Origin of the sequence: Vibrio sp. NC2 (assembly GCF_025195005.1) — a bacterium.
Lineage (GTDB): Bacteria > Pseudomonadota > Gammaproteobacteria > Enterobacterales > Vibrionaceae > Vibrio > Vibrio splendidus.
Map to the genome: position 1 here is coordinate 17,697 of NZ_JANVFC010000015.1, position 13,926 is coordinate 31,622.

Annotated in this window: 8 protein-coding genes and 1 pseudogene; 3 read left to right on the plus strand and 6 right to left on the minus strand. The window is 45.4% G+C overall.

Annotated elements, in window-relative coordinates; genetic code table 11:
• The first annotated feature begins 143 nt into the window (after positions 1-143).
• Complete coding sequence (locus NX845_RS23430; RefSeq protein ID WP_311319416.1) at positions 144-2,972, plus strand: tetratricopeptide repeat protein; 2,829 nt, start codon at positions 144-146, stop codon at positions 2,970-2,972.
• Between the two features lie 339 nt (positions 2,973-3,311).
• On the opposite strand, the gene mpaA is transcribed toward NX845_RS23430, so the two are convergent.
• Positions 3,312-4,019, minus strand: a complete 708-nt coding sequence (gene mpaA, locus NX845_RS17105; RefSeq protein ID WP_083994880.1) for a murein tripeptide amidase MpaA — start codon at positions 4,017-4,019, stop codon at positions 3,312-3,314.
• 173 nt (positions 4,020-4,192) lie between these two features.
• On the opposite strand from mpaA, the gene NX845_RS17110 reads away from it, so the two are divergent.
• Positions 4,193-5,818: an ABC transporter substrate-binding protein gene (locus NX845_RS17110; protein WP_065681086.1), complete on the plus strand. Its 1,626-nt coding sequence runs from the start codon at positions 4,193-4,195 to the stop codon at positions 5,816-5,818.
• 542 nt (positions 5,819-6,360) lie between these two features.
• Here the strand turns inward: NX845_RS17110 and NX845_RS17115 are convergent.
• Positions 6,361-6,588 (minus strand): annotated as a pseudogene (locus NX845_RS17115) (transposase); the annotation flags it as partial.
• Positions 6,589-6,827: 239 nt separating this feature from the next.
• Here NX845_RS17115 and NX845_RS17120 point away from each other — a divergent pair.
• Positions 6,828-8,333 (plus strand): bifunctional diguanylate cyclase/phosphodiesterase, encoded by a 1,506-nt coding sequence (locus NX845_RS17120; protein ID WP_017095116.1) that lies wholly within the window; start codon positions 6,828-6,830, stop codon positions 8,331-8,333.
• A gap of 157 nt (positions 8,334-8,490) precedes the next feature.
• On the opposite strand, the gene NX845_RS17125 is transcribed toward NX845_RS17120, so the two are convergent.
• From NX845_RS17125 to NX845_RS17140, 4 genes are all read right to left on the minus strand, one after another.
• Entirely contained in the window at positions 8,491-9,903 is a 1,413-nt protein-coding gene (locus NX845_RS17125; protein WP_065681087.1) for a fructose-specific PTS transporter subunit EIIC, read from the minus strand.
• A 13-nt stretch (positions 9,904-9,916) separates the two neighbouring features.
• A complete protein-coding gene (locus NX845_RS17130; protein ID WP_065681088.1) occupies positions 9,917-10,357 on the minus strand; it encodes a PTS sugar transporter subunit IIA in 441 nt (146 codons plus the stop codon).
• Between the two features lie 306 nt (positions 10,358-10,663).
• Entirely contained in the window at positions 10,664-11,881 is a 1,218-nt protein-coding gene (manA, locus tag NX845_RS17135; protein ID WP_065681125.1) for a mannose-6-phosphate isomerase, class I, read from the minus strand.
• A 110-nt stretch (positions 11,882-11,991) separates the two neighbouring features.
• Complete coding sequence (locus NX845_RS17140) at positions 11,992-13,896, minus strand: fructose-specific PTS transporter subunit EIIC (protein WP_065681089.1); 1,905 nt, start codon at positions 13,894-13,896, stop codon at positions 11,992-11,994.
• Between the last annotated feature and the right edge of the window lie 30 nt (positions 13,897-13,926).

A 13,926-nucleotide genomic window follows, 5' to 3' on the forward strand; every position in this document is an offset into this window, starting at 1 on the left:
GTCACAAAGAGAAGATCGCATTATCTTATTACTTGCTATTTAAAGGTCGCTATAGCGACTTTGCTACTACTTGTCATAGATTTTGTGGAAATCACAAGTTACACACATAAATAATAATTATTACTTATACAACAGAGTCAGAGATGCGAATTTTAATTTTCTTAATAGTTTCTATTAGCTTGGCTGGGTGCACTCAAGATCGACATCAAGAAGATATTGAAGCAAAAAAAGCTGCATACTTTCAACAGGCAGAGCAAGGGGACGCTCATGGTCAATTTAATCTAGGCGTTATGTATGAAGACGGAAACGGTGTATCTCAGGACGATACACAAGCAGTGTCTTGGTATAGAAAGGCCGCAGAGCAAGGGCATGCAAGAGCTCAAACTAACTTAGGATGGATGTATAAAAAAGGCAGAGGTGTTTCCCAAGATTATGAAGAGGCGGTGTCTTGGTATAGAAAGGCCGCAGAGCAGGGGTATGCAAGAGCTCAAACCAATTTAGGATGGATGTACGACGAAGGCCGAGGTGTTTCCCAAGATTATGAAGAATCAGTGTCTTGGTATAGAAAGGCCGCTGAGCAGGGGTACGCGAGAGCTCAAACTAACTTAGGATGGATGTATAAAAAAGGCAGAGGTGTTTCCCAAGATTATGAAGAGGCGGTGTCTTGGTATAGAAAGGCAGCTGAGCAGGGGGAGGCGAGCGCTCAAAACAATTTAGGATGGATGTACGACGAAGGCCGAGGTGTCTCTCAAGATGATAAAGAGGCGGTGTCTTGGTATAGAAAGGCCGCTGAGCAGGGGTACGCTAGAGCTCAAAACAATTTAGGATGGATGTACGAAAATGGCCGAGGTGTCTCTCAAGATGACAAAGAAGCAGTGTCTTGGTATAGAAAGGCCGCTGAACAGGGGTATGTAAGAGCTCAAACTAACTTAGGATGGATGTACGAAAAAGGCATCGGTGTTTCCTTAGATAACAAAGAAGCGGTGTCTTGGTATAGAAAGGCCGCTGAGCAAGGACATGCGAGAGCTCAAAACAATCTAGGCGTTATGTACGAAGAAGGCCGAGGTGTTTCTCAGGACTATAAAGAAGCGGTGTCTTGGTATAGAAAGGCCGCTGAGCAAGGACATGCGACAGCTCAAAACAATCTTGGCGTTATGTACGAAAAAGGCAGTGGTGTTTCCCAAGATTATGAAGAAGCAGTGTCTTGGTATAGAAAGGCCGCAGAGCAAGGGGACGCGAGAGCTAAAAACAATCTTGGTGTTATGTACGGAAAAGGCCGAGGTGTTTCTCAAGACGACAAAGAGGCGGTGTCTTGGTATAAAAAAGCCGCTGAGCAGGGGCATGCGAGAGCTCAAACCAATTTAGGATGGATGTACGCCGATGGCACAGGTGTTTCTCAAGATTATAAAGAGGCGGTGTCTTGGTATAGAAAGGCGGCTGAGCAAGGGGACGCGAGAGCTCAAACCGATTTAGGATCGATGTATGATGAAGGCCGAGGCGTTTCCATAGATTATAAAGAGGCGGTATTTTGGTATCAAAAGGCGGCAGAGCAGGGGTATGCAAGAGCTCAAACCAAGTTAGGATGGATGTACGTCGAGGGCACAGGTGTTTCTCAAGATGATAAAGAGGCGGTGTTGTGGTTTAGAAAGGCCGCAGAGCAAGGGCATGCGCTAGCTCAAAACAATCTAGGTGCTATGTACGCAGAAGGCCGAGGTGTTTCTCAAAATTATGAAGAAGCGGTGTATTGGTATAGAAAGGCCGCAGAGCGAGGACACGCGCTAGCTCAAAACAATCTAGGCACCATGTACGCAGAAGGCCGAGGTGTTTCTCAAAATTATGAAGAAGCGGTGTCTTGGTATAGAAAAGCCATTGAGCAGGGTGCTATGGATGCTCAATATAATCTTGGATTGTCTTACGAACGAGGTGTGGGTGTAATTCAAGATTATGAAGAAGCGGTGTTGTGGTTTAGAAAGGCCGCTGAGCAAGGGCATGCGCTAGCTCAAAACAATCTAGGCAGCATGTACGTAGAAGGTCGAGGTATCTCTCAAAATTATGAAGAAGCAGTATCTTGGTATAGAAAAGCCACTGAGCAAGGACTTGCGCTAGCTCAAAACAATCTAGGCGTTATGCACGAAAAAGGCCTAGGTGTTTCTCAGGACTATAAAGAAGCGGTGTCTTGGTATAAAAAGGCCGTCGAGCAAGGACATGCGCTAGCTCAAAACAATCTAGGCGTTATGTACGGAGAAGGCCGAGGTGTTTCCCGAGATGATAAAGAAGCGGTGTTTTGGTATAAAAAGGCCGCTGAGCAGGGGGTTGTAGATGCTCAACATAACCTTGGAATGTCTTACGAGCAAGGTGCGGGTGTTTCTCAAGACGATAAAGAAGCGGTGTATTGGTATGAAAAGGCTGCAGAGCAGGGGCATGCGAGATCTCAAAACCATTTAGGGTGGATGTACGATGAAGGCATCGGTGTTTCTCAAGATGATAAAGAGGCGGTGTCTTGGTACGGAAAGGCCGCTAAGCAAGGACTTGCGACAGCTCAAAACAATCTAGGCGTTATGTACACAGAAGGTCGAGGTGTTTCTCAAGATGATAAAGAGGCGGTGTCTTGGTATAGAAAGGCCATGGAGCAGGGTGACGTAGATGCTCAAAACAATCTAGGTGTTATGTACGCAAAGGGCACCGGTGTTTCTCGAGATGAAAAAAAAGCGGTGTCTTTGTACACAAAGGCAGCTGAGCAAGGACTTGCGACAGCTCAATACAATCTTGGATCAATGTACGCAGAAGGTAAAGGTGTGACTAAAAACGATAAAACATCTTACATGTGGTTAAAATTAGCTCAATATAATGGCAAGGAAGGGATGCAAAACGACTTCGATATAATGACTAAAAGAATGACATTAATCGATGTCAATGAGGCGAAAAAAAGAGCTAAAATATGTTTGGAATCTGATTACATTCGATGTAATTAAATATAACCTTCATGCAACGTCGATAGTTGATTGAACTTAACTGCACTTAATCCGCACCGAGATTTAGACATATGACAGGCTCCCGATAGGGAGCCGTTTTCACACGACAAAGTCAATACGAAGGGTGAATTTCTTCTGGCTACACCGCTAAAGGCTTTTTATTCAATAATAGTGGTTTGAACGGAACCGTATTTAGTCGGCATCTAAACCAACCTTTTACTAGTGCGATTTTACGCATCGTGCTCGCTCTCCAATACTCACTTTTCCATACCTTTAGTTATCCACGAATTGCTAATTTAGAGTAAGTCCTGAGACACTTTTGTCCAACAATGATCAGGGCTATCCTTCCTCACACCCCAACACCGCCACAAATGCATCCAAATACTGCTCTATCGTCAGATCAGCAGAAACGGGCGGTAGCTCTACGGTAATACACGGTAGGTTTCTTTCTTGGCACCATGTGCCGAATGAGCCTGGGGTTTCGTAATCGACGTCTTCGACGAGTGGTAGGTTGAACTGCTTGCCTAGCCAAGAGGTGAGTTCTGATTGGGTTGGGTCGTCGACCATAGCGAGTGGTTCGTGGAAAGAGATGACGAACTTGGGTTTGCGCTGCTCAATGAGGTTGATGAGTGACTGTACTTCAGGTTCAAGTTGGTTGGCTTGTCCCGTTTTCACTTTTACGTCTCTGACCGGTGTGCGAGAACTCCAGCGATAGACAGTGCCGTTTTCTGTCCAATTTTGCGTTGGGAAGGCGCGGTTTAAATCGACTTGATTGGCGTTAGCGCGAGTGCCTAACTGATTGCCGTCTGGGTTCATCGACAGAATCACATCGTGTCGTAAATTGGCGGCTGACAAGCTTCTCAGGGCGCAAGACAAACCTGCGATAGAAGCGGTTTCATCACCGTGTGTGCCTGCTAAAATTAGCCCGCGAGATTCGCTTTCTATTTGCGCGGGGAAATAGAGCAAAGGCGCACCCAACACCGATTTTCCATATGACAGCGGCTTTATTGAAAACGCAGCTCTTTCCGTTCTTGGAATTAAACTCACCTTAATCTCCTGATTGATCAAGTACTATCAAGTATTCACTATTGGCTATATTAATCATTAACTAAGTCCATTAGATGAACCCCTTTAAATAAACCATAGCGTCAAAACTCGTCAACCGTCGCATTGTTAATTTTATTACTTGCTTCAAAGATAGGCTAGGAGAGCAAACAAACATGGATTTTAAAAAACATTCAACGGCTTTACTCATTTCATCTTTATTGACCCCTTTTATATCAGTGACTGCCGTTGCTGAAACCTTACCTGCTGGTGTTTCACTGGCAAAAGACCAGCACTTAGTTCGCGCCAATGATGCGGAAGCAGCGACGCTTGACCCTGCGAAAGCGGAAGGCCTACCGGAAATGCACATTCTACGCGACCTATTTGAGGGTTTAGTGATCCAAGATCGCGATGGCAACATCACCCCAGGTGTCGCGGAGTCTTGGGAAACGGAAGACAACCAGACGTTTGTATTCCATCTGCGTAAAGACGCGAAATGGTCGAATGGCGATCCGGTGACGGCCGATGATTTCGTGTACGCGATAAGACGCGCGGTCGACCCGAAACTGGCTTCGCCAAACGTGTGGTATCTCAAGCTCACCAGAATCAACAATATTGCTGACGTGGCAGAAGGTAAGAAGCCCGTTGAAGATCTCGGTATCTCCGCTGTCGATAAACACACGGTGAAGTTCGATCTCGATAGCAAGGTGCCTTACTTTGTGGCGATGACAGGCCATACATCGATGATGCCCGTTCATAAGGCAACGCTAGAAAACAGCGATAAGCCGTGGAATGACCCTAAGCAGTTTGTGGGTAATGGTGCGTTTGTTTTGGACGAGTGGGTGATTAACGAACGCATCGAGCTGAAGAAGAACCCTTACTATTGGGCTAGTTCTGATACCAATCTAACCCAAGTGACTTACATTCCGTTCGAAAACCAAAACGCCTCGATTAACCGTTATGCGGTGGGTGAGGTGGATATCACGTCTGATGTGCCGACACACATGGCGCAGCAGCTTAAAACCAAATACCAAGATGCGTTTACCGCGGTGCCTCTGCTATGTACTTACTACTATGCATTCAATACTACACGTCCTCCATTTGATGACGCGCGAGTGCGTAAAGCGGTGTCTTATTCGATGATGCGTGATGTGATCACCAATGGCGTCACTCAGGTGGGTAACCTACCTGCTTATACCTTTGCTCATGAGTACACGGCTGGTTTTGATGCGACTCAGCCTGAATACAGCACATGGACTCAAAAGGAGCGTGACCAAAAGGCGAAAGAGCTGTTGAAAGAAGCGGGCTACGATGCGGCTAACCCATTGGACTTCAAATTACTCTACAACACCAGTGAATCGAACAAGTCGATTGCAGTGGCGATTGCTTCCATGCTGAAAGGTAATCTAGGCGCGCAAGTTGAGCTAGAAAACCAAGAGTGGAAATCTTACCTAGTATCACGTCGCCAAGGTGATTTTGATGTGATGCGGGCTTCTTGGTGTGGTGATTACAATGAAGCATCGACTTTCTTGAGCCTACTGCGCTCTGAGTCTTCGGGTAACTTTGCTCGTTACAACAACGACAAGTACGACTCTGCAATGGACAGCGCATTGGCCGCAACCAGCGAACAAGATCGCCAAGGTTTCTATGATCAAGCAGAACAGTTACTGGCTGAAGATATGCCTATCGCACCTATCTATTACTACATGCAGGCTCGCCTAGTGCGACCAAGTGTTGGTGGCTTTGCCAAGAACAACGTGGAAGGGCGCATCTATTCTAAGGATCTTTATATCAAAGAATAGATAGGCTTAATGCGAGTTCTGGCCTAACGCATAGATATAAGAGATAGAAGAAAAGGGACGGTGATCATAAATATCTGATCAACGTCCCTTCGTCATTAATCGGTCACTAGAATAGAAAAGCGTTGAAACCTAACTCAATTATTATGAATCGAAACAGGTAATTAGCGATATGCATTTTCATAGAGTTAAATAGACGTTGGATACGTTAAGTATAATATCCCCTTTGATATTTTTATTTCGATAAACACCTTTTTCAAACCTACTAAGGGGGGATATATCATAGCTATTATTCTAGTGAAGGCTTTGTTGCGTAATTCGGTTTAGAGACAGAGTCACCCCCGTTTCGTGTGTTTTTTAGTTAATACGACAAGTTTCAGGCATACCTAACCCAGTAAGCTTGTTCAACGCTTTCTATCATCATGTAAATTTCCCCACCTGTACATTGTAATTTCTTTAGTTCAATCGCCATCCTATCAACGGTTTACCTCGATACATCGCTGTTTCTGAAAGTGAACGTCTGTGGTGTCCATACCGCTCTTTCCTATAAATCTTCGCAGCGCTCTCATTTGCATAGAAAACACGCGTTTCACTATGAGTACTGTCGCGACAGATAAATCAGTTAATCGACGTGACCTCCCGCGTTTATTCTGTTTGCTTTGCGTCCAGTCACTTACCGTTTCTTCATTAATCTAGAAGGCCAGAGAACCACGGTTAATGACTGGTTGATTGTATTGCTTCCAGTTGGTTGTTTTGTCTCGAGGTTTAAGTATACGGCTACGAGGGGGAATGAATGTAGCTGATCAGATTGTAGGTTCTTCGTTTAGTTCCACTGAATTACGTAACCAAGTCCTTATGAGCTTTCCTTCGCCCAGAATGACGACCAGAGTTGATAAACTAAGGTTAAAAATAAAAGCGTGAATAGTAGATTGCTAATTATGTTAGTGCTACGTTATGAGCAATTTATAACATATAAGTCATGACACATTAGACTGAGAGATAGCAGTTAACGATGAACAAGACAAAACGATATCCGGTCAACATAGTATTCAGTTACTTAATACTGTCATCATTATGGGTTTTATTCTCTGATCTCGCAGTTGAGTCACTATCAAATAATTTACACGAACATGCCTTAGCTCAGACAGTCAAAGGTCTGATCTTTATCATTCTAACGTCTATTTTATTATGGGTAATGGTCCAGAAAAATAATCGAGATTTAGAGGACGCTAACGATCTTGATAGTGTGACTGGACTTCATAGCCCTTCAGTCTTTTATCGATATTTAAATAAAAGACTGAAAAATTCTCAAGCCAGTGACCATTATGTCCTCTTCTTATTAGACATTGATAACTTCAAATCTGTCGCTGACCAGATCGGATTCGAGAATACTAATTCATTTTTAAAAGATATCGCACGATCTATTGAACTTCCTATAGAGCATCAACCGCTTTCATCACGAGTGCACTCAGATGGTTTCGCGTGCTTGGTTAAACTCAACCATACGGAACATATTGAATCCTACATTGCCCTCGTACATCGTAGATTTAACCAGTGTGCTTATCGTTATAATATTAATGCCACTTGCTGTATTGGCGCTGCTCTATTCCCCTCGGATGGGAATAATGCCAAGCAACTCATGGCATCTGCTACCCACGCCTTAACTGAAGCAAAGAAAAGCAAGGACACGATTGAATTTCATGACCCAAAACTCACTGAGCTTGAACGTCAACGTCAAGAAATGGTGCAAGAATTACGTAAAGCGATTGATGACAAAGCGATTGATATTGTGTTTCAGCCTAAATTCAACATTGAAAGTAGACTCGTCGTAGGTGTGGAGGTGTTGTCTCGTTGGACGCATGAGCGCTATGGTGTCGTTTCACCGGATATCTTTGTCGCGCTAGCAGAAGAGAATTATTTTTGTCGTGATTTGACTACGTTAGTTCTAGAGAAGACTGCGTCACAACTTAGGGCTAATGGCTTGCTAGGGAATGCGCTTAATAGTGTCTCGGTCAATATTTCAGCGGTAGAGCTAAATAGCGTTGATGACATGAACCATCTGGACGAATATCTACGAAAGGATCCCGAGTTTGCTCGCTTACTTTGTCTGGAAATCACTGAAACCGCTATTTTGAAAGATATAGATCAGTGTGCAATCGCTGTTCAGAAGTTAAAAAAACAAGGGGTGTCCTTTTCGATAGATGATTTTGGTGTTGGCTACACGTCTTTTGGTATATTTAGCAAATTGGATGTAGATGAAATCAAAGTCGATCGCAGTTACATCAATGGGTTAGAAGATGATTATCGTTCTAGAGCCATAACGTCTGGTATCATTGATATAGCGCGAGGGTTTGGCATTAGTGTTGTGGCTGAAGGGGTTGAAAATGCTCAACAACTGTCAATTTTGAAAACGTTAAATTGCGAACAAGCCCAAGGTTATTATCTGGGCTACCCGATGCCATATAAACAGTTGAAAGAAAGTCTCACCTCTGAGATAGAACCATGTTCAACAACATAACTTAATACTTTTTCATCTAGGCTACAGAGATACAGATGACTTGTATCGAGAAGGATGCTGTTGGCCTAACTATAAGAAATCCCCATTCGCTGACAAAACGAATGGGGATTTTAGTTACTAGGGGGTAGTAATTTTATCTTTTAACTTGTTTCAGGTTTTAGATAGCCACCATAGTCGCGGCTTTCTTCATTGCTTCCTTGGTTGAACACTCAATCACGTTCGCATTGGCAAAGCGGTGAGCGTCTTTCACTTGAATATCGTGAGCCAAGATAACCAGTCTCGCGTTCGCTACATCTAGGTCGGTGATGCGGTTCTGAATACCGTTTTGACCTTGAGTTTCTACCTTGATCTTAAGACCAGCGGCTAAGCCTGCTTTCTCTAGTGCTTTCGCCGCCATGAAGGTGTGTGCAACACCAGAAGGGCAACATGTTACGGCTACGATGTCGTACTCGCCTTCGCCTGCTACAGGAGCTGTTTGAGCTTGTACTGGCGCTTCAACCATGTCTTCTTCGGTTTCAACCGCCACAGGTTTCCAGAAACCAACGATAACCGCTGTTGTCAGTGAACCTAGCGCAATACCGACGACGTACATTGGAATGTTGCTTGATACTGGCGCAGTGATTAGGCCGCCCCACGGTGCGTGCAGTAGAACGTCTGTCATGAAGCCGAATACACAGCCCACGATACCACCGGCAACGATTGAAGGAAGTACGCGCATTGGGTCATTTGCTGCGAAAGGGATAGCACCTTCAGAGATACCGATAGAACCCATGATTGCTGCTGCTTTACCTGCTTCTTGCTCTTGTTTAGAGAACTTGTTTTTGAATAGGAAAGTCGCCAGAGCCATACCTAGAGGTGGAGTACAAATCGCGATGCCTACGCCGCCCATTAGCCAAGGTTGCGTGTCTACTTGAGTTTGAGCAAATAGGGTCGCTACTTTGTTGATAGGGCCGCCCATGTCAAACGCTGTCATACCGCCAAGGATTGTGCCCAGAACCATCTTAGATGCGCCAGCCATTGAAGCTAGGAACTCGTTCATTGAAGACATGAACAGTTTGATTGGCTCGCCGATGCCCCACAGTACGATACCTGCAGAGATTAACGTGCCTAGCAGCGGGTAGATAAAGTACGCACCCAGCGCGGTCATGTTTGCAGAAAGTGGGATCTTCTTAAGTTGGAACACCACGCCACCGGCGATAAAGCCTGCCACGATACAGCCAAGGAAACCGCCGCCCATGTCAGCCATGATGCCAGAAGAGATCATTGCAGGTGCTAGTGCTGGTTTATCTGCAATGGAGTAACCAATAAAGCCGCCAAGAATGATTGGGAAAAGAACAAGGCCTTTGATACCGATATTAGAGATGTCTGCCAGCAAGCCGTCTGCTGGTACAGCACCTTTGCCTGATGCCATTACCGCTAACGCCAACAGAACACCACCGGCTACGATGAAAGGTAGCATGTGTGAGGTTCCGAAAAGCAGGTGACCTTTCATGGTACTAAGGATTTTTTTATAGTCGCTACTACTATTTTTATTATTGGTATTCGTAGCTTGAGTTGTTAGGGTGCTCATAATTTTCTACGCCTTATGAATTAATTAAAATATTAAGGATTTGTTGTTCGTCTTTTGCGTTATGGATATCTTGAATAAATTCATCGCTGAATTTTCCAAATAGTTCTTGTAGTACATAAATATGATGGTCTGCACCGTTATCTGGTGAGGCAATCATAAAAAACACGGTTGGGTTAATGCCGTCTTCATCGCCATACTCAATGCCTTGGCGCTTAACACCGACTGCAATCGCTGGCTCAGTGACAGCCTTGCTTTTTGAGTGTGGGTAAGCGATGCCGTCCATTGAAGTGATGCTTTGAGATTCACGAATTTCGATGTCTGCCAAGAAGGCTTCTTTATTACTGATTCGGTTGTTCTCAAATAACATGATTGCCAATTCATCAAACAGTTCTTTTTTATTATTCGCTTGAAGGTTGTTATTAATTAAGTTGACGTTAGTTAGCTGTGTGATCATTTATTAACTCATTCACTATTGAAGTTCTTGAATTAAAATTAATGGATTAACCCGATTCGCGAAATAGCAAATAAAAGCCCTTCACTGTACATTTGTACCAAGCAAAATTAAGTGTGATTTGCATCATTCATCCAGTGTGATTTGCATCATTCATCCAGTGTGAGATGAGTCATATTTGATGGTGTACTTCGGTGTTGAAATAACTTTCTGTAGGAAGAAAAAAGCTGTAGGAACAAAAATGCCCCGCAAAGCAGGGCATGATCAGTGTTTGTATCTACTAGGGAGAGCTAGATTTACTCGATAGAGCTAGCTGTAAGCGCGCGCCACGCGTCCAACACAGTCCAGTTTGTAACTCTCAGCATAAGCCGGAATGAATACCGACTGGCCTTTATCTATCACGCAGGTTTCGCCACACTGGTGAGTAAGCACCATGGATTCGTCGAGCGGCAATAGGATCTCGGCACCTTCGGTAGTGATCTGTCGCTGATGTGAGTTTTGCACGATAGAGAACTTAAAATCCTCGACTGGAATTTGGTATTCCATCACATCACCTTGCTCGATCGGGCTGAGCAGTAATCTATCCGCAGGCTTTTCATTAAATCGAGTACAAGAGACTAGCTCATTCACGTCCATATACTTGGGCGTTAACCCTGCGCGAAGTACGTTGTCTGAGTTCGCCATGATCTCTAAGCCTGTGCCTTTGATGTAAGCGTGCGGTGTCTCAGCGTCCAGATACATGGCTTGCCCCGGCTTTAGGGTGATCACGTTCAATAGCAGTGGTGCGAATAGGCCGACATCACCTGGGTATTGATCTTCTAGTTCTGAAATCAACTGAAACACAGGGGCATCTGAAAGCTTCGCCTTGACCAGCAACATGGTCAGCGCCATGCCTTTTTGTTCACCTTGCAAAGACAATAAACTCGCGAAGAAGCTCGCTAATCCATTGGGAGTTTGGTCGCCCGCTAGGTCATTGACCATCGAATGCAGTTCGGGAATATCAAGGTAATGGAAGTGCTCAAGAATCTCGTTGATCGACCTAAAGCCATTCATCGCGGTGTAGTCGGTTAATGCATACACCAGCTCAGGCTTGTGATTGGAATCCTTGTAGTTGCGGTTGCCTGCCGTCATCGGAATGCCTTGCTGCTCTTCTAGAGCATATCCAGATTCGGCTTGTTGCTTGTTTGGGTGTACTTGTACAGACAGTGCTTTCTCAGCCGCTAATACCTTGAATAGATAAGGTAGTTCGCCAAAACGACTCGCGACTTTCTCGCTTAAAAACAGGTTTAGGTTCTTAGAGATCAAGCTCGATAATGTGGTTTGCTGCCCGTTGTCGTTCACCATTGAACAACCATTTGGGTGAGCCCCCATCCAGATCTCGGCCTGTGGCTCACCAGATTGGTTATCAATACCAAACAGTTGGCTGAACGAAGAAGGGCTACCCCATGCGTAGTTTTGAATTACGTTGGTCATAGGGTAGAAAAAGCGTTGTACGAACGAATCGTTCGCTAAAGAAAAATCAGACATCGAAATCACCATGAAGGGAAACATGGCTTGAGCTCCATTCGTTCCTAAAAAACTATTAGCTACTAAAAACAGTAGGGTAGAGGGGCTCAAGCCATTGGAGTTGAAATGGCTTAAGCCGCTGCTGCTATTAGCTTGGCTTTGCGTAGATTTTTAAGCGCGATACAAGTTACCGCCGTCACACCCGCACCAGACGCCATGCACAGCAGCGCCAGCATTGGGTAGTTCATTGCGCCGAGCAGAGCGACCACTGGACCACCGTGAGCAACACTGTTGGTAATACCAAACGAGAACGCCATAACCGCTGCAGTCATTGAACCCAGTACGTTGGCAGGGATAACCGACATCGGGTCTTGAGCCGCGAAAGGAATCGCACCTTCAGAGATACCCACCAAGCCCATCGCACCTGCTGCTTTACCTGCTTCAATTTCAGAAGATTCGAACAGGTCGAACTTGCGGCCAAGTCTGGTTGCGATAGCCATACCCAGTGGAGCCACAGGAATAGCACACGCCATCGCACCCATGAATTGAGTTTGACCGCTGGCGATCATGCCGACCGAGAAAAGGAACGCCACCTTGTTGAACGGGCCACCCATATCGAAACCAGCCATACCACCAAGGACGATGCCAAGCAGAACCACGTTGCCTGTGCTCATGCTCGTTAGTAGTGCAGTAAGAGCATCCATTAGCCCTGCGATAGGTGCACCGATAACAAAGATGAATAGACCCGCGATGAATAGAGAACCTGTGATCGGAGCGATCATGATAGGCACAAGCGGTTGAACGAATTTGTGGTAGTTAAACGAGGTAATCCATTTAACGAAGTAGCCGACTAATAGGCCAGCGATGATTGCACCAATGAAGCCTGTACCCGCGTCAGCGCCATAGAAAGAGCCGTTGTTAGCAATCCAACCACCGATAAGGCCAGGAGTTAGGGCAGGGCGGTCAGCAATCGCGTAAGCAATGTAGCCAGCCAAGATTGGGATCATCAGCGTGAACGCAACCACACCGACTTCTAGAATTTGGTTCCACATGCTGCCAGCAGGAATCGCCATGCCAGATTCACTTGGCTCGCCACCAATGGCTAGTGCTAGGGCAATCAAAAGACCGCCAGTCACTACGAATGGGATCATGTGAGATACGCCATTCATCAAGTAACGGTAAAGATCTGAACGTGCTTGCGAGGCTTTCTCTGCAACAGATTGGTTGGTCGGTGCTTGTTCTGCTTGATAGCTAGGTGCATTGAGCGCTTGCTGAATCAAGCCTTGTGCGTCTTTGATTGGCGCTTTTACGTTGGTGCTGATAACGCGTTTTCCGGCAAAGCGAGCCATGTCGACCTGTTTGTCACAAGCGACCACAATCGCATCTGCGCGTTCGATCTCTTCTTGAGTCGGGCTGTTTTTAACGCCTATCGAGCCGTTGGTTTCGACCTTGATGTCGTAACCAAGAGCCGCCGCGCCTTTCTCTAGTGCTTCGGCGGCTAAATACGTGTGTGCAACGCCAGCTGGGCAGCCAGTGACACCAATGATGAAGCCTTGTTTCTCAACGTTGGTTTCAGTCTCTGACGGCTCAGGTTTGGCAAGCAGTAGTTCCAATGCGGCTTGTTGAGATTCAGCATTCATGAAGCTTTCGATAAAGCCTTCTTCAATCAGTTTTGAAGAAAGCTCTGCCAGTACTTCGATGTGGTGATTATCGCCGCCATCAGGAGAGGCAATCATGAAGAACAGTTTTGATGGCTGGCCGTCATCTGCGCCGTACTCGATACCCTGTTGATGGACACCGATAACAACCGCGGGTTTGATCACCGCGCTGCTTTTGGCGTGAGGCAGAGCAATACCTTCTTCAAACCCGGTATTACCTTGTTCTTCACGAGCCTTAATGTCGGCAAGAAACTGTGCTTTGTCTGAGATTCTGCCTTGTGCGTAAAGCACGTCTATTAGCTCTTTAAATACGTCTTCTTTTGAATTAGCGCTAAGCGAAAGCTTAATCAAATCTTGATTGATCAATGTCGTGATCATAATGAACCCCTACTCTGTTTTTATTTTGTT